This is a genomic window from Lentzea sp. CC55, from assembly GCF_021056325.1.
GTDB classification, from domain to species: domain Bacteria; phylum Actinomycetota; class Actinomycetes; order Mycobacteriales; family Pseudonocardiaceae; genus Lentzea; species Lentzea jiangxiensis.
Genome location: NZ_JAJCXE010000057.1, coordinates 1 through 21,823, shown reverse-complemented (window position 1 = coordinate 21,823; position 21,823 = coordinate 1). Strand labels below are relative to the sequence as shown.

Genomic DNA, 21,823 nt, shown 5'->3' with positions numbered 1-21,823 from the left:
CAAAGGGCCACCTGCACGAACAGGTGACCCTTTGTGATTTTTCTGGCGAATGTGTATCTAGGAGCAGCGAGCGAGCACGATCTCGCGAACTCGGGCCGCGTCGGCCTGTCCCCTGGTCGCCTTCATGACCGCTCCGACGATGGCACCGGCCGCCTGGACCTTGCCGTCGCGGATCTTCTGGGCCACGTCCGGCTGGGCGGCGAGGGCCTCGTCGACGGCCTTCTCGAGCGCCGAGTCGTCCGAGACGACCTTGAGGCCGCGCTTCTCGACGACCTCGTCCGGGGAGCCTTCGCCCTCCAGGACGCCGTTGACGGCCTCGCGGGCGAGCTTGTTGGTCAGCGCGCCCGTGTTGACCAGCTCGATCACCCGTGCCACCTGGGCCGGGGTGATGGGCAGGTCGGACAGCTCGACGCCGCGGCTGTTCGCCTGCTGCGCGAGGTAGGACACCCACCAGGGGCGGGCCTCGTCCGGCTTCGCGCCCGCCTCGACGGTGGCGATGATGAGGTCCAGGGCGCCCGCGTTGACCAGGTCGCGCAGCACCTCGTCGGTGAGCTTCCACTCCTCCTTGATGCGCGCGCGGCGCTCCCAGGGGAGCTCGGGCAGTGTGCCGCGCAGCTCCTCGACCCACTCGCGCGACGGCGCGATCGGGACCAGGTCGGGCTCCGGGAAGTAGCGGTAGTCCTCCGCGGTCTCCTTCTTGCGGCCCGGGGAGGTGCTGCCCGAGGACTCGTCGAAGTGACGGGTCTCCTGGGTCACCTCGCCGCCGGAGGCGAGCACCGCGGCCTGGCGCGTCATCTCGAAGCGGACGGCGCGTTCGACGCTGCGCAGCGAGTTGACGTTCTTGGTCTCGGTGCGGGTGCCCAGGGCGCCGGTGGTCTTCGGCGACAGGGACACGTTCGCGTCGCAGCGCAGCGAGCCCTGGTCCATGCGGACGTCGGACACGTCGAGCGCCTTGAGCAGGTCGCGCAACGCCGTGACGTACGCACGCGCGACCTCGGGGGCGCGGCGGCCGGTGCCCGGGATCATCTTCGTGACGATCTCGATCAGCGGCACGCCGGCGCGGTTGTAGTCGAGCAGCGAGTGCTCGGCGCCGTGGATGCGACCGGTCGCGCCGCCGACGTGCAGCGACTTGCCCGTGTCCTCCTCCATGTGCGCGCGCTCGATCTCGACGCGGATGACCTCGCCGTCGTCCAGCGTCACGTCGAGCCAGCCGTTGAAGGCGATCGGCTCGTCGTACTGCGACGTCTGGAAGTTCTTCGGCATGTCCGGGTAGAAGTAGTTCTTCCGCGCGAACCGGCACCACTCGGCGATCTCGCAGTTCAGCGCGAGGCCGATGCGGATCGCGGACTCGACGGCCTTGCCGTTGACCACCGGCAGCGAGCCGGGGAGGCCCAGGCACGTCGGGCAGGTGTTCGTGTTGGGCTCGCCGCCGAAGGCGTTGGCGCAGCCGCAGAACATCTTCGTGTTCGTGTGCAGCTCGACGTGCACCTCGAGGCCCAGGACGGGGTCGTACTTCTCGATGACCTCGTCGTAGTCCATCAGTTCGACCAGAGCGGTCATGCCAACTCGTCCTTCCGCAGAGCGCGCGCCGCGAGCGCCGCACCGGTGACCGCCACGACGATGCTGGCGATCGAGTTCGCCAGCATCAGCTTGTCGTTCTTCGCACGGGCGTTGCGGAAGCCGGAGAACGCTCCCACCGCACCCGCGACCGCACCGGCCAGGCCCAGCAGGCCCCTTGCCTTCTTGATGTTCACAGCGACGGGCCTCCAAACGCGCCACGCGCGGCCTCGTAGGCGGCAGCGACTCGGTACATGCGGTGGTCCTGCAGCGCCGGCGCCATGATCTGCAGGCCGACCGGCAGACCGTCCTCGTCGGACAGGCCGCTCGGCACGCTCATGGCCGGGGTGCCCGCGAGGTTCGCGGGGATGGTGCAGAGGTCGGCCTTGTACATGGCCATCGGGTCGTCCGCGCGCTCACCGATCTTGAACGCCGTGGTCGGCGTCGTCGGCGAGATGAGCACGTCGAACTTCTCGAACGCCTTCGCGAAGTCCTGCGTGATGAGCGTGCGGACCTTCTGCGCCGAGCCGTAGTACGCGTCGTAGTAACCGGACGACAGCGCGTACGTGCCGATCATGATGCGACGCTTGACCTCCGGGCCGAAGCCGGCCTCGCGGGTCAGCGACATGACCTCCTCGGTGCTGCGCGTGCCGTCGTCGCCGACGCGCAGGCCGTAGCGCATGGCGTCGAACCGGGCGAGGTTCGACGAGCACTCGCTCGGCGCGATGAGGTAGTAGGCGGGCAGCGCGTAGTCGAAGCTCGGGCACGACACGTCCGCGATCTCCGCGCCGAGCTCCTTGAGCTGCGACACGGCGGCCTCGAAGCTGCGCAGCACGCCCTGCTGGTAGCCCTCGCCGCTGAACTGCGTGACGACGCCGACGCGCAGGCCGGACAGGTCGCCGCTCAGGCCCTCGCGGGCGGCGGCGACGACCGGCGGCACGGGCGCGTTGATGGACGTGGAGTCCATCTCGTCGTAGCCCGCGATGACCTCGTGCAGCAGCGCGGCGTCGAGCACCGTGCGCGCACACGGACCGGCCTGGTCCAAAGAGCTGGAGAACGCGACGAGGCCGTAGCGGGAAACGCCGCCGTAGGTGGGCTTCACGCCGACGGTGCCGGTGACGGCGCCGGGCTGGCGGATCGAGCCGCCGGTGTCGGTGCCGATCGCGAGCGGGGCCTGCAGCGCGGCCAGCGCGGCGGACGAGCCACCGCCGGAGCCGCCGGGGATGCGGTCGAGGTCCCACGGGTTGTGCGTGGGGCCGTACGCCGAGTTCTCGGTCGACGAGCCCATGGCGAACTCGTCCATGTTCGTCTTGCCGAGGATGACGACGCCGGCTTCCTTGAGCTTGCGCGTCACCGTGGCGTCGTAGGGCGGCAGCCAGCCTTCGAGGATCTTCGAGCCGACGGTGGTCGGCACGCCCTCGGTGGTCATGACGTCCTTGAGCGCCAGCGGCACACCGGCGAGCGGCGAGACCGCCTTGCCGGCCTTGACGTCCTCGTCGACCCTGCGGGCCTGCGCGAGAGCACCCTCGGTGTCGACGTGCAGGAAGGCGTGGACCTTCCCGTCGGTCTCGGCGATGCGGTCCAGGTGGGCCTGCGTGACCTCGACGGACGAGACCTCACCGCTGTGGATCTTCGCGGCGAGCTCGGCCGCGGTGGCGTGGACCAGGTCGTTGGTCATGCTTCCTCACCCAGGATGCGGGGCACGCGGAACCGGCCGTCCTCGGCCTCAGGAGCGCCGGAGAGCGCCTGCTGCTGACCGAGGCTCGGACGGACCACGTCCTCGCGGAAGACGTTGGTCAGCGGAACGGCGTGCGACGTCGGCGGGATGTCGGCCGTGGCGATGTCGCCAACCGAGGCCACCGACTGGAGGATCACGTCGAGCTGGCCGGCGAACAAGTCGAGCTCGTCCTCGGTAACAGCCAGCCTGGCGAGCTTCGCCAGGTGCGCGACCTCGTCGCGGGAGATGCTGGGCACTCCTGTCAACCCCCGTAGGGTCGGGATTCGAATCGGGAACCCCGTGAGTCTATGGGCTGGTCAGGAGTGCCTTCGAACCGGTTACCGCCTCTGGAGCTGACTGGCACGTCAACTTAACCGTTCCGCAACGCGGACAGCAGGTCATGCGTTGACGATGCGTCTGCGAGAATCACCGACCGGCAACGGCGCGAGACGCGGGGTCTCTCGCACGAGCTATGGAGGCGTTCACCTTGTCGTTCCTGATCCGGGTCCAGCTCCCGGACCGTCCCGGCACCCTAGGCGCGGTCGCTTCGGCTTTGGGCGAGATCGGGGCGGACATACTCAGCGTGGACGTGGTGGAGCGCGGTTCCGGCCTCGCCATCGACGATCTCGTCGTCGAGCTCCCCTCCGGCCGCCTGCCCGACACCCTGATCACCGCCGCCGAGTCGGTCGAGGGCGTCGAGGTCGACGCCGTCCGCCCCTACGCGGGCATCCTCGACACCCACCGCGAGCTGGAGCTGGTCGAGGAGATCGCCGAGGAGCCGAAGAAGGGCCTCGAGGTCTTCACCGAGGGCGTCCCGAAGATCATCCGCGCCGGCTGGGCCGTCGTCGTCGGCCCCGAGGGCACCGGCATCAACCGCCTGACCGCGTCGTCGGCCGCGCCGGAGACCCGGATGGCGGACGTGCCGTGGTTCCCGCTGGAGCGCGCGACCGTGCTCGACGGCGAGGAGGAGTGGGTGCCGGAGACCTGGCGCGAGCTCGGCACCGAACTCGCCGCCACGCCGCTCGGCAAGCCGGACCGCGTGCTCGTCGTCGGCCGTCCCGGCGGCCCGATGTTCCGCGCGGCCGAGGTGGCGAGGCTGGCGCACCTCGCCGGCATCGTCGCCGTCGTGCTCCCGGACTAGCGAGGGGCTTTTGACCGCTGGTTGCGGCGGGCCATCGCGACCAGCTCGGCGTTGTTCCTCGCCTGGCGGCCGTCGGGCATGGTGAGCGTGTCCTCCAGGCCCATGCGCACGTGGTGTTCGAGCCGCGCCGCGTGGACGAGGACGGGCCAGGCGTCCGCGTCCTTGCCGTGCAGCACGATCGGCAGCCCCAGCGGTTCGACCACGCGCAGCAGGCCCTCCGCCGACTCGCGGGTCGCCACGACGGCGATCCTCCTGGTGCCCGGCGGCAGTTCGCCCAGCTCGGCAGGCTGCGCGACGACGAGCTCGACGCCGACGCCGACCCGGTGCAGCGCGCCGGCCAGCTCCCGCCAGCCGGGCTCGTCGACGTGCACGCGCGCGACGTCCGGCCGCCCCGCCGCCAGCGGAGCCCAGCTGCCGACCAGCACGGCCCGGTCGCCGGGTACGTTCGTCGACACGCTGATCTCGACCTGCGGCGCGGCCGCCCGCACGGTGGCGACGGTCGTGGCCACCTCGGACCCGACAAGTGTGAGCCCGCCGATCACGTCACGCGGGTGGACGTGCACCGACGTGGCACCGAGCGCGGCGGCGTCGGCCGCGTCCTCCGCGAGCCGCTCGGGGGACAACGGCAGGGCCGGGTGCTCCTCAGCCGTGCGGGAGCCGTTCAGACAGGCTTGCAGCACACCTCACACGGTCCCACACAACGCGCGGCGCCGCGGTGGCCCAAAGGTTAAGTTGGGGGCATGCGACCGGATGTGGTGCTCGCCCAGGCCGACGCGCTCGCGATCGGTGACCTGGCCCTCGGGGTGGCCGGGTTGATCGCGGTGGCGGCGGTGGTCGTGGTGGCGCTCAAGCGCAAGCGGTGATCACAGCTCCCACTCCTCCGCCAGCGTGCGCACCAACTCCTTCTGCCTGGTCTCGAGGAGCGCCGGTGTCCACTCGGACTGCGCCAGCACCTGGCTGGTGAGCGGAAATGCCGACACACCGGAGCGGCTCAGGAAGTACTTGTGCTTCTTGGTCTCGAAGTCGTAGTTCTGGGCCTGGGAGTTCTTCGTCCGGTTGAGCAGGACCAGGTTCGCGAGCCGATGCGTCCACGTGGCGCGCGCCCCCGCGGTGAAGGCGTCCAGCCACGCCGAGTCCGCTTTCGGGTTCTGCGGCAGGACGTGCTCCACGGTGATGATCGAGAAGTCGTGCGTGACGCCGGAACTGCCCGCGAGGACCTCGTCGAGCCTGAGCAGCACGTACTTCCTCGTCTTCTGCACCAGGTAGAGCGGGCCGTCGAGCTGCCGCACGGTCTCGGCCCGTTCGTCCGCGTCGAGGTCGAAGGCCGGCGAGTCCAGCCCGTGCCCGGCGGCGAGTTCTCGCAGCAGGTTGGAGTACCTGACCACTCTTGGCGTCGTGTAGACGCGGCGGATGAACATGCTGGCGGCGAGACGCTCCAGCTTGCGCAGGAAGCCGTCCAGCCAGACCGGGTCGTCGCCGTGGTGGCGCATGGCCCACAGAGCGGGTGGCAGCCAGTCGCTGTTGTCGATCTGGGAGAGCCTGCGGAACCACGAGTTGACCCGCTCGGCCTTGGCGGACGCCTCATAACCGAAGTCGCGGATCTGCTCGTAGGCCTCCGCGTAGGGCACCAGGACGTCGTCGACGAACTCCGCCGCCCGTCCCGGCAGGTACTGGTCCAGCACCTGCTTCGGGAACTCGGTCATGAGGTCCTGCTTGGCACGTTCCTTGGCGAAGATCATGCGGATGTACAGGAACAGGTCGGCGAAGTCGCTGCGACCGAGCATGACCTCGGCCTCGTCCCACTTCGTCGCGTACTCGTCGTCGAGCAGACCGATGACCTTCGACTTGAAGATGTCCGCCGGCGAGAGGTCCAGGCCGCGGGCGTTCATGACGCTGAAGATGCGGTGCGCGCTGGTCAGGTTCGGCGTGGTCACGATCACGAGGAACGTCCGCGCGCTGATCATCTTGACCAGTCGGCGCCGCGACTCCTCGTCCCATCGGGCGAGTACCTCGCGCAGCGCCTTGGCGTTGTCGCGGATCGACTTCTGCGCATCGGTCTTCAACGCCGTGTCGTTGAGCGCGATCAGCTCCTCGACACGCCCTGGCGTCTGCACGTAGGTGCGGAAGAAGGCCTGGTCGCGCTTCTTCAACGCGAGGCGCGGCTTGGCTTCCAGATCGAGCAGCTCGTCACCCGGTTCGATGATCATCTTGCCGAGCGAGTCGCGGATGCCTCCCGGCTCGGCGAGGTCGCGCACGATCGCGAGCAGGATCGTGAGGGTCGTGAGCCGCTGCTGGCCGTCGATCACCTCCGAGTCCGCCGCGCCGTCGTTCTTCACGAGCACCATCGAGCCGAGGAAGTACGGCTCGTCGTCGTCCCGCTCAACGGCTTCGACGAGGTCGTCGAGCAGCTGTCCAGCCTGCTCGACCTCCCAGGCGTACGGGCGTTGGTAGTCAGGGATCCAGAAGTCGTAGTCGCTGCTGAACACCTTGCGAAGCGGTACTTCGTGAGCCCCGAGCTTGTGCATGACCGCCTCATCGGGCGAGTGATGATCATCGTTACGTTCTGCGGGATCTTCGAACCGGCCGCAGAATCTGCCGTGATCGCCCTACTCCCCGGAGGTATGAAGATCATGGCCGTGACCGTGAACCTCGACATGCTCCTCGACAAGGCTTACGAGAACCTCCCGCTCACCGAGATCCTGGACGCCCCCGTCGACGCGCTGCAGGGCGTGAGCGCCGGTGACGCGGAGAAGCTGAAGGCCGCGTTCAACATCAAGACCGTTCGCGACCTGGGCACCAACAAGTACTTCCGCGCCGCCGTGACGCTGCTCGACCTGGAGACGACGGCCCGCTAGAGGACCATGCGGTAGTGGACGAACCGCGTCTTCTCCGCGACCTGGTCGTAGAGCCGGCGAGCCGCCTCGTTGTCCTCGGCGGTGTGCCAGTAGACGCGCGCGCAGCGCTGGTGGCGTGCCCAGTCCGCGACCGCCTCGACGAGCGCGCGGCCGATGCCGCAGCCGCGCGCTTCGGGGGCCGTGAAGAGGTCCTGCAGGTAGCAGACGTCCGGGCCGGACGTGCTGGGGTGCCGGAAGAAGTGCGCGATGCCGACGACGTGGTCTCCGTCGCGGGCGCACAGGGCGTGGATTGCCGTGCCCGCTTGGAACGCCTGCCACTTCTCGTCGTACGTTTCCGCTGGCAGGGTGCGTTCGTAGAAGGTGTTGTAGCCCTCGAAGAGTTGCTGCCACGCGAGGCGGTCCGCTGGTTCGAGGCGACTGATCGCGATCATGTTGATCCTTTCTGCGGTCACCCGGTTGGATGACCCCCGTGTCGACGACCCTGACCACCGAACTGCTGCTGCACCGCGCGGGCACCAAGTCGTACTGGCGCGGGCTCACCTACCGCGAGGCTGTGCTGTCCCTGCGGGTGCACAGCCGGCACGTCGCGGCGCGGGTGCGGGGCGGTGACGAGGACGCCTACGTGGTGGAGCTGTCGTGGTCGGGGACGCAACTGGTCGGGTCGTGCAGTTGTCCGCACGGGTCCGAGGGGTTCTTCTGCAAACACTGCGTGGCGGTCGGGCTGGTGCTGCTGGACCGGGGGCAGACGGTGCCGCCGCCGGACGCCGAGGACGTGGAACTCAAGGACGCGCTGAGATCGCTGCCGCCCGACGTGCTGCGGGACCTGCTGTACGAGCAGGCCGCGGGCGACCTCAAGCTGCGGGCGCGGATCATCTCATCCTTCTGACAGGCGCCCGCAGAACTGGGTTTCCGGTGGTAGCCCGCACTTCGAGCCCGGTGGGCGGGTCGCCGCCGCCAGCACCCAGCCGGCGGGGCCGCGCTCGAAGACCAGCACGTGGGGCATGCCGTAGCTCGTGTGGTCGAACGTCGAGGACTTCGCGAAGTACAGGTCCGTGATCTCTTGCAGGTGGACCACCACGCTCCCGTCCGGATCGACGGTGGTGCGTCTCAGCTCCGTGGCGACCTTCGCCCGCGAGTAACCGCCGTGCGCCAACTTCTCGTGCCGCTCGCGGCGTCGGTCCAGCTTCGCTTCGTCGACGCGCAGCTCGGCCGCGAGCGCCTGGGTGACGGGCACGCCGAAGCCCGGCGTCCGCGGGACGGCGGTGACCTTGTCCGCGCGGCGCTGCAGGTAGTGCTGCGCGAGCTGCTCGAGCTGGCGCCGGTCGTGCGCCGCCAGGTGCCCCGGCGCGGCCGAGGCACCCAGCAGGAACAACGCGGTCAGCAGGACGGCGGCCGATCTCATTCGCGAACCCCCACTCGCGCGGCGACGTCTGGTGGACGCGCGGCCGCGGCAGGGGTTGCTCAGACCGGTAAGCCGTAGGCGTAGGCCATCAGGTTCAGGCCGGGCACCGGCGTCCAGTCCCGTTCCGGCAGCCGCGTGAAGCCCAGCCGCTCGTACAACCGGTGCGCCGCCAGCATCTTCTCCGACGACGACAGCACGACCGAGCCCGCACCGGTGGCGCGTGCCCTGTCGACCACCACCCGCACCAGGGCCTCGCCGACGCCCCGGCCGCGCGCCGCGGACGCGACCGAGAGCATGCGGAACTCCAGTTCGCCCGGCCGCGAGATCTCCGCGTACGGCGTGCCCGGCCGCACGATCGTCACCGAGCCCAGCACCTCGCCCGAGGCGGTGTCGACGGCCACCACCAGCTCGGCGTCGCGGAAGCGGGCGGCGGCGTCGGCAAGGGTGGTCGTGTAGTCGTCGTGGGCGCCCACGAAGCCGTCGACGCTGTACGCCTCCACCGTGATCGCGCCGACCGCGGGCAGGTCGGCCTCCTCGGCCGGGCGGATGATCAGGTCAGCCATCGGAACCTTCTTCTCCTGTCAGGGCGACCTCCCTCGCGGCGTCCGGGCCCTGCTCCAGCAGGACTCGGAACCCCGCCTCGTCGAGGACGGGGACCTTCAGCGAGACGGCCTTGTCGTACTTGGATCCCGGCGAGTCGCCGGCCACGACGAAAGAGGTCTTCTTGGAGACCGAGCCCGCCGCCTTGCCGCCGCGCGCGAGGATCGCCTCCTTCGCGGAGTCGCGCGAGAACTCCGCCAGCGAACCCGTGACCACGATGGACAGGCCTTCGAGGTTGCGGGCGATGGACGCGTCCCGCTCGTCCTCCATCCGCACGCCGGCGGCCCGCCAGCGCTGCACGACGCCCTGCCGCCACTCGGTCTCGCGCCACTCGACCACGGCGGTCGCGATCGTCGGGCCCACTCCCTCGGCACCCGCGAGCGCCTCTTCCTCGGCTTCGAGGATGGCGTCCATCGAGCCGAACTGCTGCGCCAGCGCGCGGGCGGCGGTGGGACCGACGTGGCGGATCGACAGCGCGACGAGCACCCTCCACAGAGGACGGGACTTCGCGGCCTCCAGGTTGTCCAGCAGCTTGAGCGCGTTCGCGGACAGCTCGCCGTTCTTCGTCTTGAACCGCTCGACCCCCAGCAACGCCTCGGCGTCGAGGTCGAACAGGTCGGCCTCGTTCGTGTACGCCGTGGACTCGGTGATCGCGGCGGCGGCCTCGTAGCCGAGCACCTCGATGTCCAGCGCGGCGCGGGAGGCGAGGTACGCCAGGCGTTCGCGCAGCTGACCGGGGCACGTCTCCGCGTTGGGGCAGCGGATGTCGACGTCGCCCTCCTTCATGGGCCGCAGCACCGAGTTGCACTCGGGGCACCGGCTCGGCATCTCGAACTCGCGCGCGTCGGCGGGCCTCGCGGCCAGCACCGGGCCGAGCACCTCGGGGATCACGTCGCCCGCCTTGCGGATGACGATGCGGTCGCCGATCAGCACGCCCTTGCGCTTGACCTCGGAGCCGTTGTGCAGCGTGGCCCGCGCGACCGTCGACCCGGCCACCTTCACCGGCTCCATCACCGCGAACGGCGTGACCCGGCCGGTGCGCCCCACCTGGACCTGGATGTCCAGCAACGTCGTGGTGGCCTCCTCCGGCGGGTACTTGTACGCGATGGCCCACCTCGGGGCCCGCGACGTGGTGCCCAGGCGCCGTTGCAGCGCCACCTCGTCGACCTTGACGACCAGGCCGTCGATCTCGTGGACCGCGTCGTGCCGGTGCTCGCCCCAGTACTCGACCTTCTTGCGCACGTCGGCCGGGTCGGTGAGGACCTCGGTGTGCGAGGACACCGGCAGGCCCCACGACTTCAGCGCCTCGTACGCGAGCGACTGGCGGGCGACCTCGAAGCCCCCGGTCTTGCCGATGCCGTGGCAGATCATCCGCAGCTTGCGCGACGCCGTGACCTTGGGGTCCTTCTGCCGCAACGACCCCGCCGCGGTGTTGCGCGGGTTCGCGAACGGCGGCTTGCCCTGCTCGACCAGCGAGGCGTTGAGCGCCAGGAAGTCCTCGACCGCGAAGAAGACCTCGCCGCGCACCTCCACGAGGTCCGGCACCGGGTACTCGTCGGACCCCTCGAGCACCACCGGGATGTCCGCGATCGTGCGGACGTTCAGCGTCACGTCCTCGCCCGTGCGGCCGTCGCCCCTGGTCAACGCGCGCGTCAGCTTGCCCTTCTCGTAGAGCAGGTTGATCGCGAGACCGTCGATCTTCAGCTCGCACAGGAAGTGCGTGCCCTCGCCGATGTCCTTGCGGACGCGCTCGAACCACGCCGTCAGCTCGTCCTGGCTGAACACGTTGTCGAGGCTGAGCATGCGCTCCAGGTGGTCGACCGCCTGGAACTCCGTCGAGAAGGTGCCGCCGACGAGCTGCGTCGGCGACTCCGGCGTCGCGAGGCCGGGGTGCTCGGCCTCCAGCGCCTCCAGCGACCCCAGCAACGCGTCGAACTCGCCATCGGTGACGGTCGGGTCGTCGAGCACGTAGTAGCGGAACTGGTGCGAGCGCACCTCTTCCGCGAGCACGGCATGCCGCTCGCGCACCTCGGCGGGGACGTCTTCAAGGCTCTCGCTGGTCACGTCCCACAGCTTAGTGAGCAGGTCCGACAGTTCTCAGCGCCGCGAATCCCCGGCGAGCTCACGGACGAGTGAACGCAGTTCCAGCAGGCTGATCGTGCCCTCCGGTTCGAGCTGCGCGGTCTCCACCCGCCGCAGCCTCTCCCCCGCGAGGCGTTCGCCGAGGGTGACGTCCAGCGGCAGGAACGTCATCGTCTGCCGCTGCTGGTCGCTCAACCCGGCCAGCGCCGGGTGGTAGACGGCGACGTCCACCACGTCGCCGTCCACCTGGGCCACCACGCGGTAGTCGCCCAGCCGCATCCTCACGTCGCCGAGGTTCACGACCACCTCGGTCGGGTCCGGCACCGGTGGCACCGAGTCGTGGAACTCCCACACCATGTCCGACGGCGGCGCGGCGTCGATCCAGGCGTCGGTGTACGGCCGCAGCCGCGGGTCCTCCTGGCCGGTGACCACCAGCGCGTACATCGCCATGTGGCCCTGTTCGAGCGAGAAGACGAGGTCCGGGTGCAACCCGCTGACGAGGTCCCTCAGCTCGTCCTCGACCCGGTGCGGCTCACCGTCGCCGAGCGCCGCGCTGACCACCGGCACCAGCTGGAACCACCGTTCCCAGAACCGCCGCGCCGCCTCCTGCGCGTTCGGCAGGTGGTCGGGGACGACGTCTTCGGCTTTGCGGCGGCGGAACCACTTCATGATTCTCAAGAGTAGAGCTTGCGGCCCTCCGCCAGCATTTCAACGAACTGGGCGATGCGTTTCCGGCGCGTCTCCGGCCTCTTCGCGTCGTGGATGCGCAACAACACCGCATAGCGGTTCTGGCTGTTCAACGTCTTGAAGAACTCGGCGGCCCGGGGATTGGCGTCGAGCGCCGCGACGAGGTCGTCCGGCACCTCGATCGTGGCGGGCCCCGCGTACGCCGCGTCCCACCGCCCGTCGGCCTTGGCCTTCTCGACCTCCCTCAGGCCCGCCGGCAGCATCTTCCCGGCCGCGATGAGCGCCTCGACCTTGCCGCAGTTGCGCTTGGACCACTTGCTGCGCGGCTTCCGCGGCGTCCACCGCTGCGAGTAGTAGGTCTCGTCCACGGACCGCACGAGCCCGTCGATCCACCCGTGGCACAGGGCGACGTCCAGCGCCTCGTCGTAGGTGATCGTTCTGAGTCCCGACCCCTTCTTGGCGTACTTGATCCACAGCTCGGTCTCGGTCGCGCCGTTGCGGTGCAGCCAGGCGTCGAACTCGGCCGGACCCTCGAAGACGATCAACGCACCCTCCTCAGGCAGAGCGTCATCTCCTCATAGGGAACACCGAGTTCGGCCGCTTCGGGGCAACTTCCCCGTATGACGTCCACGACCTGCACGTTCGCTCGTGGCGCCGCGCAGTCGAACTTGGACACCGCGGAACTCTGGAGGTCTTCGGCGTCGAGCTCGAAGCAGTCGCCCCTGGCCGCGTTGGGAAGCAGGCACAGCGCCGCGTTGTGCCTGGTGTCGCGCAACACCTTGTACTCACCGCGGGGGCACCGGCCGTTCGTGTCGCCGAGGACGGCCCCGACCTTCAACGCGGCCTTGGCACCCCCGCAGTCGACGACGGTGAGGCCGAGGTCGTCCTCGCCGGGCCCGTCGAACTTCACGCAGTTGCCCTTCACCGCCCGCGAGTAGTCGGTGAGGAACAGCGACGCCGGTGCCGCCGGTGCCGGTTCCGTGCCGCTGAAGGCCCACCACACGGCGAGATAGGCCACCACGGCAAGGACGCACACCATCACGGTCTTTCTCACGACCACGCCGCGGAGTATGGCGGCGAAAATGGAGTGGCGCTCGGCGACGGGTTTGGCCACAGTGCGCGTCATGCTGATCCGGCGGGAGACACCCGCAGACATCTCCGCCATCCGCGACGTCACCAACCTGGCGTTCAAGGACGGGCCTGAAGCTCTGCTGATCGACCGGCTGCGCGACGACCCGGGCTGGATCCCGGAGCTGTCGCTGGTGGAGGACGGCGTTCTCGGGCACGTCGTGTGCACGCGCGGGTACGCCGGCTCCGTGCCGGCGCTGGGACTCGGGCCGATCGCGGTGCACCCTTCGCACCAGCGCTCCGGCATCGGATCCGCGTTGATGCACGCGGTGCTGGGCGCCGCGGAGGCTCGTGGCGAGCGCGCGGTGGTCCTGCTGGGGTCGCCGGACTACTACTCGCGGTTCGGGTTCCGGATGGCCTCGGAGTTCGGGATCACGCCGCCCGACCCCGCCTGGGAGCCGTACTTCCAGGCGCGGCTGTTCTCGGACGTGCCCGCGGGGGCGTTCCGGTACGCGGAGCCGTTCAACCGACTGTGACGACCTCCCCGCTGGACTTGCGGGCGTGGACCGTGCCATCGGGTTGGGCGGACACGGTGTCGATGAAGGCGGTGTCGCCCAACGGTTCCCAGGCCGTGGCTCCCAGGCGGTGCGGGCGTCCGGCCATGAGCGTGTAGAGGTCTATCGTCCCATCTTGGCGGATCACCGCTTCGGGTGATGCTTCCAGGCCGTACGCCGCTGCGCGCCACGTGCCGCCGTTGCCCGCCATGAGCTTGTCGCCGGAGCGGACGTGGAGGGCGGCGGTGCCGTCCCACCGCAGGACGGCTGACGGCTTGCCCTGGGCGAATCCGGGTGGGCTCAGGGGCTGCCAGGCCGGAACGGAGGCAGGCGCGGCCGAGCGGCGCGGAATCGATACCGACTGGCGGGCCCCCTGGGGGGATCCACCCCCCACTCCCATCATCGCACCGAGGTCTGACAGTGCCGCGACGCTGCCGTCCACCAGCACCGCGTACAGCTCGACCGTCCCATCAGGACGCAACAGCGCCTCCGGGTCCCCCGCCACCCCCGAGGCCACCACCCGCCACACCCCGTCGGCCAGCGCCCGGACCTCGCCGCGAGCCGTCCGCGCGTACACGACGAACCCGGCCACCGAGGGCCGCCCCACGAAGTCCCCGGACGTGCTCAACCGCGTCGAACCGGCCCACACGTCGCCGTCGGTCACCAGGTGCACGACACCGCCGACGACCTCGGGACCACCCTGCCAGGCCTGCCGGATCAGGGCCGACGCGCGCGGCTCCGACTGGTCGTACCGCTCCGGGCAGCAGGACCGCTGCACCGCGTCGGCCAGCAGTCCCGCCGACAGGCCGGGGCGGTCGACCTCGACCGCGCGCTCGAAGAAGCGCCGCGAGGCGTAGGAGACGTCCATGATCTGCTCCGGCGTCCCCCAGCCCATCGACGGCCGCTGCTGGAACACGCCGAGCGAGTCGCGGTCGCCGCAGGCGAGGTTGTTCATGTGCGACTCGACCCACCCGGCCTCGAACCCGGCGAGCACCACCTTGTCGCTCACGCCCAGGGAGAGACCGACGGCGTGCACGGTCCGGATCACGTCCGGGTCGTGCTCGGCGGGGACCTCGCACCTCACGTCCGTGGGCAGCGCATGTGCCGTGCCGGAGAAGAGCAGCGAGAGAACCAGCGCGAGCCTGAGCACAAGTCCGAATTGGACACCCGAGCCCGCGCCGGCGCCACTCAGGAGTTCGCGATCAGGGAGAAGCCCAGGACACCCGTCGCCGTGAAGTCGATGGCCGGTTCGGAGCTCGGCCACGAGCGCAGGTCGTCGGCGAACACGGACTTCGCGGAGTCGAACTCCAGCGTGTACGGCTTGGTGCACGGCACGGAGCCGGGCGGCATGTCGCCGAGGCCCTCGAACAGGGTGGCGTCGTTCGGGCCGTTGATCACGGCGCCGACCAGGACCTTCGAGCCGCCGTCCGTGGAACCGGAGAGGTTCGCGGCCTGGTGGTGCGGGCACTCGGGGAACTTCGTGCCCACGCCGACGATCAGCGAGGTGCCCCAGGCGTTGGTGCCGAGGGCGAAGCCGCGCTGCTGGGTGCCGAAGGTCGCGTACTCCTCCGAGCCGGTCAGCCTCCGGTGCAGCGCGGCGGTGGTGATGTAGCCGAACGTGCGCGAGCCGACGTCCCAGGTCTCGACGTCGGCCGCGGTGCGGAACGGCGAGGTCCTGGCGGCGTCGGCGCCCTTGCGGAGCTGCCGCTCGACGTCGCCCAGGACCTGCTGCTCGGTCACCTCGGCGCCGGGGATGCCCTTGCGCAGCAACGGGGCGAGGTCGGCGTGGCCCAGGGCGGAGATGTTGTAGACGTTCAGCGTGTCCGGGTCACCCGTGGCCAGGAACTCCTTGGCCCAGTGGGCGGCGGCGCGGGCGAACTGGCCGTAGCGCTTGTCGTGCAACGCCTTCGCGGCCAGCGCGAGCTGGGTGGCACCGAACTCCAGGTCGTCGGTCCACGACTCCTCGGGGTAGTACGCGTGCGGGAACGCCGTCACGAGCTCGCCGACGTCCGAGGTCTTGGCCAGCGCGAACAGCTGCGCGGCCTTGTCCAGGTACGAACGCGCGACGCGCGGGTTCCGGTGCGCTTCGACCTGCGCCGCCAGCGCGAACGACCCGGCGACGCGGCCGACCAGGTTCGGGCTGATCTTCTCGCCGGCGGCGTTCGCGCGGAACACGGGGCGGTGCTTGATGTAGTACTCGCTGTCGCCCGGCTTCACGTCGAGATCGTCGTCGGCCTCGGGCAGGCGCCAGACGTCGTGGTCGCCGACGAAGCCGAACTCCTCGGAGCCGGTGCCGATGCCGACCTGCGCGTAGAGCGTGCCGGTCTTCTCGTCCCACGCCTTGTCGAGCCACTTGAGGCCGAACTTGGCCTCTTCGTACAGGGCGTCGTTGTGCTTGTTGCGCAACGCCAGCAGCATCGACGCCGTGGAGTACGACGAGGCGTGCGTGAACTTCACGAAGTCACCCGCGTCGAACCAGCCGCCCTCGAGGTCGACCTTCGCGCCGGTCGGCTTCAGCGGCGCCGCGATCCGGTCGCCGCCCTCGCCCGCGAACACCGGCGCCTCGTACACGAGCGCCTCGCGGTCGGTGAGGTGCGCGGGCTTGCGGTTCAGCCTGCCGGGGACCACGTCGGCGCCGTCGCGCTGCGCCTGGAAGAACTCGACGGTGTTGTGCGCGACCGGCGAGAACAGCTTCCTCAGCGAGTCGACCCTGAACGGCGCAGACGTCGCGGAGCCGACCTTGATGCGGTACGTGCCCGACTTCTTGAGCTGCGAGAAGTCGATCGGGTGCACCGCCGGGTACTTGTCGCTCCACGAGCCCGTGGACGCACCCGTCTTCCCGGTCAGCACGGTTCGGCCGCGGCTGTCGACGACGGAGAACTTCGTGTTCGCGGCACCGCCGAGCACGTACGCGTGCTTCTGCTCGGAGGTGCCGAAACCGACCTGGTCCAGCCTGATGTGGCCGGCGGGGGCCGGCTGGGCCTGTGCAGGCGTCACGACCACGCTGGTGAGGACCGCGGCGACGAGGGCCGCACGTCTGATGCGCATGATGAGGAACTCCCGGTCCAGGCCCCGACGCTCGGCCCTTGGTTAAGAAAGTTTCCTAATAGTTCGCAGCAGACTAGCCCCGCGGACCGCACATCACCAGCCCTCGGGCGGCTCCGAGAACGACGAGGAGAGGTCACGCGTCAGCGAGAGGGCGCGTTTGACCCAGGTGGACGTGGCACCGGCGAGACCGCACGTCGGAGTGGGCAGCGCCTTCTCGGCGAGGATCGACCGCGGGAAGCCCAGGCGGTCGGCCAGGGTGAACGCCCGCTGCCCGACCTCCTTCAACGACACCGGGACGCCGGGGTCGGTGCTCGGCACCAGGCCCAGCGCCAGCGTCGTGCCCGCTTCCCAGGTCTCACCGATCTCGTCGAGCGCCTCCGCTCCCTTGATCAACGTCGCGTCGAACGCGATCACCGCCGCCCCCGCCTCGCGCAGCAGCGTCAGCGGCGGATGGGGCGCGCAGCAGTGCACGACCACCTCGTGGTCCCCCAGCGCCTCGATCACGGTGGCCAGCACCGCGCGGGCGTCGGGCTCCGGCACGGCGGGCACGGTGCCGAGCTTGGACGGCGTCGGCAGCAGGCCCCGCAGCACGGCGGGCAGGCCCGGTTCGTCGAGCTGCACGACGACCGCCGCCCCGGTTCGCCTGGCGACCTCGGCGGCGTGCTGCCGCAGCCCCTCGGCGAGCGACTCAGAGAACTCCTTGACCGCCCCGCGGTCCGTGAGGACCCGATGGCCACGCATCAGCTCGATGTTCGACATCAGCGTCCACGGCCCCGCGGCCTGCACCTTGACCACCGAGGGCCGCGCCCCCGCGCGTTCCAGCGCCTCGTCGAACGCGTCCAGGTCGCCGCGCAGCAGGTCGACGGCACGGCGGTGGTCGCGGCCGGGACGCGGGGTGACCCGGTACCCGGAGGTGATGACCTCGATCGCGAGGTCGACGAGCAGGCCGGCGGTGCGGCCCACCACGTCCGCGCCGACTCCCCTGGCAGGCAGTTCCGGGACGTGCGGCAGCTCGGGCAGTTCTCCGACGACGACGCGCGCCGCCTCGTCGATGTCGGTTCCGGGCAGCGATCCGATTCCAGTTGCTCCACGCACCCGCCGAATTGTTCCACTGTCCGGCAGACAGACGAGGTCTAGACCCATTGACGCTGTGGTCCAGACCACTTACCGTGATCGAGCAGGTGCCGAACGTAGGAGCACCTCCCCGCACGTGGTGCAGGACCGCGACGCGCCCCGCGGTCCTGCACCGCTCCCTTCCTCCCCTGCCGGAAGGACCACCGATGGCCCGCTTCGCCGTACTCGCCGCCGGGGCCGCCACCGCACTGGTGGCCGCACTCGTCGCGATCGCCCCCACCGCCTCGGCCGCCGGCGAGTCCGCGGCGTTCAGCCAGGACTCGTCCTGGGGCTCCGGCTACCAGGGCAGGTTCACGATCACCGCGGGTGGCACCGCGCTCGCCGGCTGGAAGCTCGAGTTCGACCTAGCCGGGGCGTCCGTCGGCTCCTACTGGGACGCCACGCTGACCAGCAGCGGCAACCACCACACGTTCACCCACCGCGAGTACAACGGCAACGTCGGCGCGGGCGCGTCGACCAGCTTCGGCTTCCTGGTGAGCGGCTCCGCGTTGCCGGCGAACTGCAAGCTCAACGGCGTTCCGTGCAGCGACGGCGGTGGCACGACGACCACCACGACAACGACTGGCTCGACCACCACCACGACGTCCGATGTGCCGCCTGCGCCCGGTAGCGCGCGCGTCGCCCCGTACATCGACATCACGATGCCGACGCCGTCGCTGATGGACGTGGCCAACGCGACGGGCCAGAAGCACTTCACGCTGGCCTTCGCCTTGGGCTCGTCCGCCGGCTGCGACCCGGCGTGGGGTGGCACGGTCCCGTTGAACGACAGCCGCATCGTGAACGACTCCAAGGCGCTGAAGGCCGCGGGCGGCAGCGTCATCGTCGCGACCGGCGGCGCCATGGGCCCGTACCTGGAGCACGTCTGCTCCACCGCGGACGCTCTCTACAACGCCTACGTGAAGGTGCTCGACGCCGTGGGTTCCAACAGCATCGACGTGGACGTGGAAGCCACGATCCCGCAGGCGGTCGTGAACACGGCGCTGAAGCGGCTGCAGGACACCCGCGGCACCACGGTCAGCTACACGATGCGCATCCAGGGCCAGGACTACGGCATGGACCCGTACTCGGTGGACGTGCTCAAGGACGCGGCCGCGAAGGGCGTCACCGTCCTCGTGAACCCGATGCTGATGAACTTCGGCTACACGGGCAACTGGGGCGACGCGATGGTCAACGCCGCGAACGCCACCCTCGGGCAAATGCGCGCTATCTGGCCGTCAAAGTCCGACGCGCAGTTGAAGGCGCTGCTGGGCCTCACGCCGATGATCGGGCGCAACGACACGGGCCCGACGACCACGCAGGACGACGCCCGGAAGGTCCTCGAGTACGCGAAGGCCAACCACGTCGGACGCGTCGCGTTCTGGTCGGCCGGTCGCGACAAGGGCTGCCCCGGCGGCGGAGTCTCACCCACGTGCAGTGGGATCTCCCAGGCGAACTGGGAGTTCACCAACCTGTTCAAGACCTACACGGGCTGATCGCACCCCTACCGGGTGAAGGCCGTTGCGGGAGCTTCCGTCCCCGCAACGGCCTTCCTCATCCCATCAAGGCGCTCAGCAGGAGCTGCAACACCCGCAGCCGGGCCCCGTACACCCGCCGCAGCAAGAACAACCAGCCATGGTGACCACCTCCGATGTTGAACGATCATGCAATCGGACAGTAAGGCGACTCGAACGCCGCGTGACACCACCGCCAGGGTGATTACGCTGCCACGAATGAATGGTCCTGCTGAGATGCTGGCCGCCGACAAGGCCTCGACCGGCCTGGGCATAACGCCGGTCGAGCTGCGCGACGGTTACGCGGTGCTGCGGATGGCTGTCACCGAGAACATGATCAACGGCCACGGCATCGCGCACGGCGGCTACGTCTTCCTGCTGGCGGACACCGCGTTCGCCTGCGCCTGCAACAGGGCCGGGTCCGTCACCGTCGCCGCCACGGCCGAGATCGACTTCATCAAGCCCGTGCACGCCGGTGACGAACTGGTGGCGGAGGCGGTGGAACGGACCCGGTTCGGCCGCAGCGGGATCTACGACATCACGGTCAGGCGTGGGACTGAAGTCGTGGCCGAGTTCCGCGGCCGGTCGCGGACGCTGCGCTCCTGAGGCCGATGAGCTGCAGCACCGCGAACCCCAGCACGGCGAGGCCCTGGGCCAGCACCAGCGCGACGCCGACGCCGGTCAGCGGGAACCAGTCCATGGTCGCGGTGAGAACGCTGTCCGACGCCCAGACGACGTTTCCGATGATGACGAGCAGCACGATCCGGCGGTCCGGGACGGCGCGCGTTCCGAGGAAGAACACGCCCACGCCGTAGAACACGCAGAAAAGACCGAGTCCCAGCTGCAGGCCCGCCGGCATTCCGACTTCCGGGCGGATCAGGACGGTCAGGAGACCGAGAGCGAACGAAGCGACACCGTCGAGTTTCAAGGCGAATTTCAACATGGCCCGACGATCGCCCGGCCGGCGCTGCCAAAGCCACGTCAAGCGCTGCCAACTCCTGCCACCAGGTCCGCCGCGACCAGGCGCGCGGCGGCGTTCTGCCAGTTGTGGAGCGTGCGCTCGGGCACCTGGGTCACGAACCACTGCAACGCGCGCCGGTCCTCGGCGTCGAGGTCCTCGCGCTTCGTGCGGACCGAGTACGGGCGAATTCCCTTGACGTAGTAGAAGTAGACGGCGTTGTAGTAACGCCATTCGTCGCTCGTGCCGAAGTCACCGTCGGCGGGTTTCAGCCGTTGAATGCTCGAAAGCAGCATGCTCTTCAACCGGGCGGCGCGCTCGAGAGGCGGGCCCTCGTCGGTCAACGCGATCAACGGGCTCGCCACGAGCTTTCCCAGATCGCCGTAGTGGCTCAGCGCCTTGCGCGTCAGCCGGGCGAACTCCGCCTCGTCCTCGGTGATCAACGGGCGGCGCTTGGGCAGCGACTCGGCGGCCTCGCGCAGCTCGGCTCGTTCGGCGGCCACGGTCGGCACGGCGAGACGGTCGACCACGGAGGCGAGGGGGTTCGCGAGCACCTGGACGGCGATCGCCGCGGCCACCGTCGTGAACGCGAGGAGGTCGGGGCCGCCGAAGAGGACGACCTGCGAGCCGAACAGCACGGCGGTGAAGCCCGCGATGACGAGCGACCGCAGCATGTCCGCGCGGATCGCCTCGCCCTCCTCGACCGCGTCGGTCACGGCGACCAGCACCCCGAACACGACGAGGTCGAAGCCGATCATCGGCAGCGTCAGGGCGTCGGGCAGGAGCCGCAGCAGGAAGGCGCCGGCGGAGAGCCCGAACATCACCCCGACGAGTGAAAAGTAAGCGCGTTTCCTCAAGGCCAGGACCGTCGAGACCGCCAGGGGCAGCAGGACGATCCACGGCAACCAGAACGACGCGACGAGGAACACCGCCACCCCGCCGGCCCACCACCTGGTCAACTCGGGGCGGGCGAGCACCAGGATCGCACCCGTCCAGGCCAGCGAGGGCACGCCGACCAGCACGGGGTGCGGCACGACGACCGCCGCCGAGTAGCCGATCATCCCGACGCCCGCCCACCACAGCAGCGGTTTGCGGGGGTCGCGGGCGAGCAGGTAGAGCCCCAGCCACCAGGCGAGGCCGGAGACCAGCAGCGATAGGCCGAACACGGGTCAAAGCTAGTCCCACCTGCAAAACTGTTCGCCATGCCGGTAGAGCTGACGCTCCGCAAAGCGGCCGAGGAGTTGCGCCGGGGGGACCTCGCGAACGTGCTTCGCGCACGTCAGCGCGTCGCCGGACTCGTCGGCACGTTCCCCCACCGGCTCGACCTCCGCGAACGGCTCGCCGAGGTGTACCGCGTGCTCGGCCAGCCGGCCCAGGCGGGGCGCTGGGCCTACCTCTCCGACGACCGCGATCCCGAGGAGACGCAGGCCTTCGAACGCGCCTACCGCCGCGCGGAGGCCCGTCTGGTAGCGCTCTCCTGGCAGGGCCGCGCCGACGAGGCGCCCACCGAGACCGCGCGCACCCGTCTGG

26 protein-coding genes are annotated in these 21,823 nt (G+C 70.0%); 8 read left to right on the top strand and 18 right to left on the bottom strand.

What is annotated here, in order from left to right; translation table 11 throughout:
- Window positions 1-57 precede the first annotated feature (57 nt).
- From gatB to gatC, 4 genes are read right to left on the bottom strand one after another with little or no spacing between them, the layout of a single operon-like run.
- A complete protein-coding gene (gene gatB / locus L6E10_RS38500; RefSeq protein WP_236225112.1) occupies window positions 58-1,560 on the bottom strand; it encodes an Asp-tRNA(Asn)/Glu-tRNA(Gln) amidotransferase subunit GatB in 1,503 nt (500 codons plus the stop codon).
- A complete protein-coding gene (locus L6E10_RS38495) occupies window positions 1,557-1,754 on the bottom strand; it encodes a hypothetical protein (RefSeq protein WP_236225111.1) in 198 nt (65 codons plus the stop codon). The genes gatB and L6E10_RS38495 overlap by 4 nt, the downstream gene beginning before the upstream one ends.
- Window positions 1,751-3,235, bottom strand: a complete 1,485-nt coding sequence (gene gatA / locus L6E10_RS38490) for an Asp-tRNA(Asn)/Glu-tRNA(Gln) amidotransferase subunit GatA (RefSeq protein ID WP_236225110.1) — start codon at window positions 3,233-3,235, stop codon at window positions 1,751-1,753. The genes L6E10_RS38495 and gatA overlap by 4 nt, the downstream gene beginning before the upstream one ends.
- Window positions 3,232-3,531 carry an Asp-tRNA(Asn)/Glu-tRNA(Gln) amidotransferase subunit GatC gene (gene gatC, locus L6E10_RS38485; protein WP_030467875.1) on the bottom strand — a complete coding sequence of 100 codons (300 nt, stop codon included), beginning with the start codon at window positions 3,529-3,531 and terminating at the stop codon, window positions 3,232-3,234. Before gatC ends, gatA begins: the two co-directional genes overlap by 4 nt.
- 230 nt (window positions 3,532-3,761) lie before the next feature.
- Here gatC and L6E10_RS38480 point away from each other — a divergent pair, with 230 nt between their 5' ends.
- Window positions 3,762-4,415 (top strand): ACT domain-containing protein, encoded by a 654-nt coding sequence (locus tag L6E10_RS38480; protein ID WP_176959609.1) that lies wholly within the window; start codon window positions 3,762-3,764, stop codon window positions 4,413-4,415.
- Here L6E10_RS38480 and L6E10_RS38475 read toward each other — a convergent pair.
- Complete coding sequence (locus tag L6E10_RS38475; protein ID WP_236225109.1) at window positions 4,412-5,095, bottom strand: 3-keto-5-aminohexanoate cleavage protein; 684 nt, start codon at window positions 5,093-5,095, stop codon at window positions 4,412-4,414. The genes L6E10_RS38480 and L6E10_RS38475 overlap by 4 nt on opposite strands.
- A gap of 60 nt (window positions 5,096-5,155) precedes the next feature.
- Here L6E10_RS38475 and L6E10_RS40595 point away from each other — a divergent pair, with 60 nt between their 5' ends.
- Window positions 5,156-5,278, top strand: coding sequence for a hypothetical protein (locus tag L6E10_RS40595; protein WP_275677346.1), 123 nt, complete (start codon window positions 5,156-5,158; stop codon window positions 5,276-5,278).
- Here L6E10_RS40595 and L6E10_RS38470 read toward each other — a convergent pair whose 3' ends face one another.
- Complete coding sequence (locus L6E10_RS38470) at window positions 5,279-6,901, bottom strand: DUF262 domain-containing protein (protein WP_236225108.1); 1,623 nt, start codon at window positions 6,899-6,901, stop codon at window positions 5,279-5,281.
- 111 nt (window positions 6,902-7,012) lie between these two features.
- On the opposite strand from L6E10_RS38470, the gene L6E10_RS38465 reads away from it, so the two are divergent.
- Window positions 7,013-7,270, top strand: coding sequence for a hypothetical protein (locus L6E10_RS38465; RefSeq protein ID WP_308102976.1), 258 nt, complete (start codon window positions 7,013-7,015; stop codon window positions 7,268-7,270).
- Here the strand turns inward: L6E10_RS38465 and L6E10_RS38460 are convergent.
- A complete protein-coding gene (locus L6E10_RS38460; protein ID WP_236225107.1) occupies window positions 7,267-7,701 on the bottom strand; it encodes a GNAT family N-acetyltransferase in 435 nt (144 codons plus the stop codon). The two genes, L6E10_RS38465 and L6E10_RS38460, sit on opposite strands and share 4 nt — an antisense overlap.
- A 38-nt stretch (window positions 7,702-7,739) precedes the next feature.
- Here L6E10_RS38460 and L6E10_RS38455 point away from each other — a divergent pair, with 38 nt between their 5' ends.
- On the top strand, window positions 7,740-8,156 hold the full coding sequence (locus tag L6E10_RS38455; protein WP_236225106.1) for an SWIM zinc finger family protein: 417 nt from the start codon (window positions 7,740-7,742) through the stop codon (window positions 8,154-8,156).
- Here the strand turns inward: L6E10_RS38455 and L6E10_RS38450 are convergent.
- The 6 genes from L6E10_RS38450 to L6E10_RS38425 are packed head-to-tail and all read right to left on the bottom strand — an operon-like array spanning window position 8,145 to window position 13,155.
- Window positions 8,145-8,672, bottom strand: a complete 528-nt coding sequence (locus L6E10_RS38450; RefSeq protein ID WP_236225105.1) for a hypothetical protein — start codon at window positions 8,670-8,672, stop codon at window positions 8,145-8,147. The two genes, L6E10_RS38455 and L6E10_RS38450, sit on opposite strands and share 12 nt — an antisense overlap.
- Before the next feature lie 59 nt (window positions 8,673-8,731).
- Entirely contained in the window at window positions 8,732-9,235 is a 504-nt protein-coding gene (locus L6E10_RS38445; protein ID WP_236225104.1) for a GNAT family N-acetyltransferase, read from the bottom strand.
- The gene (gene ligA / locus L6E10_RS38440) at window positions 9,228-11,336 is read right to left on the bottom strand and encodes an NAD-dependent DNA ligase LigA (RefSeq protein ID WP_374237607.1); all 2,109 of its coding nucleotides are present in this window, start codon (window positions 11,334-11,336) and stop codon (window positions 9,228-9,230) included. The genes L6E10_RS38445 and ligA overlap by 8 nt, the downstream gene beginning before the upstream one ends.
- Window positions 11,337-11,369: 33 nt before the next feature.
- Complete coding sequence (locus L6E10_RS38435) at window positions 11,370-12,023, bottom strand: hypothetical protein (protein ID WP_236225103.1); 654 nt, start codon at window positions 12,021-12,023, stop codon at window positions 11,370-11,372.
- Window positions 12,024-12,028: 5 nt separating this feature from the next.
- The gene (locus tag L6E10_RS38430) at window positions 12,029-12,586 is read right to left on the bottom strand and encodes a YdeI family protein (protein WP_236225102.1); all 558 of its coding nucleotides are present in this window, start codon (window positions 12,584-12,586) and stop codon (window positions 12,029-12,031) included.
- Window positions 12,583-13,155, bottom strand: coding sequence for a hypothetical protein (locus L6E10_RS38425; RefSeq protein ID WP_236225101.1), 573 nt, complete (start codon window positions 13,153-13,155; stop codon window positions 12,583-12,585). Before L6E10_RS38425 ends, L6E10_RS38430 begins: the two co-directional genes overlap by 4 nt.
- Window positions 13,156-13,165: 10 nt before the next feature.
- Here L6E10_RS38425 and L6E10_RS38420 point away from each other — a divergent pair, with 10 nt between their 5' ends.
- Window positions 13,166-13,645 carry a GNAT family N-acetyltransferase gene (locus L6E10_RS38420; protein WP_236225100.1) on the top strand — a complete coding sequence of 160 codons (480 nt, stop codon included), beginning with the start codon at window positions 13,166-13,168 and terminating at the stop codon, window positions 13,643-13,645.
- Here the strand turns inward: L6E10_RS38420 and L6E10_RS38415 are convergent.
- The 3 genes from L6E10_RS38415 to L6E10_RS38405 form a co-directional block, all read right to left on the bottom strand.
- The gene (locus L6E10_RS38415) at window positions 13,632-14,813 is read right to left on the bottom strand and encodes a hypothetical protein (RefSeq protein WP_236225099.1); all 1,182 of its coding nucleotides are present in this window, start codon (window positions 14,811-14,813) and stop codon (window positions 13,632-13,634) included. The two genes, L6E10_RS38420 and L6E10_RS38415, sit on opposite strands and share 14 nt — an antisense overlap.
- A gap of 38 nt (window positions 14,814-14,851) precedes the next feature.
- Entirely contained in the window at window positions 14,852-16,711 is a 1,860-nt protein-coding gene (locus L6E10_RS38410) for a glycoside hydrolase family 9 protein (protein WP_236225098.1), read from the bottom strand.
- 93 nt (window positions 16,712-16,804) lie between these two features.
- The gene (locus tag L6E10_RS38405; protein WP_374237606.1) at window positions 16,805-17,854 is read right to left on the bottom strand and encodes a methionine synthase; all 1,050 of its coding nucleotides are present in this window, start codon (window positions 17,852-17,854) and stop codon (window positions 16,805-16,807) included.
- Window positions 17,855-17,991: 137 nt separating this feature from the next.
- On the opposite strand from L6E10_RS38405, the gene L6E10_RS38400 reads away from it, so the two are divergent.
- Together L6E10_RS38400 and paaI are read left to right on the top strand one after the other, a co-directional pair.
- Window positions 17,992-19,317, top strand: coding sequence for a cellulose binding domain-containing protein (locus tag L6E10_RS38400; RefSeq protein WP_236225096.1), 1,326 nt, complete (start codon window positions 17,992-17,994; stop codon window positions 19,315-19,317).
- 237 nt (window positions 19,318-19,554) lie between these two features.
- Window positions 19,555-19,941: a hydroxyphenylacetyl-CoA thioesterase PaaI gene (gene paaI / locus L6E10_RS38395; RefSeq protein WP_236225095.1), complete on the top strand. Its 387-nt coding sequence runs from the start codon at window positions 19,555-19,557 to the stop codon at window positions 19,939-19,941.
- On the opposite strand, the gene L6E10_RS38390 is transcribed toward paaI, so the two are convergent.
- Window positions 19,880-20,278, bottom strand: a complete 399-nt coding sequence (locus L6E10_RS38390; protein WP_236225094.1) for a hypothetical protein — start codon at window positions 20,276-20,278, stop codon at window positions 19,880-19,882. The two genes, paaI and L6E10_RS38390, sit on opposite strands and share 62 nt — an antisense overlap.
- 38 nt (window positions 20,279-20,316) lie before the next feature.
- Window positions 20,317-21,459 (bottom strand): NnrS family protein, encoded by a 1,143-nt coding sequence (locus L6E10_RS38385; protein WP_236225093.1) that lies wholly within the window; start codon window positions 21,457-21,459, stop codon window positions 20,317-20,319.
- A gap of 36 nt (window positions 21,460-21,495) precedes the next feature.
- Between L6E10_RS38385 and L6E10_RS38380 the strand changes: the two genes are divergently transcribed.
- Window positions 21,496-21,823 (top strand): DUF6584 family protein (locus L6E10_RS38380; protein WP_374237605.1); only part of this gene is annotated, 328 nt, incomplete at its 3' end.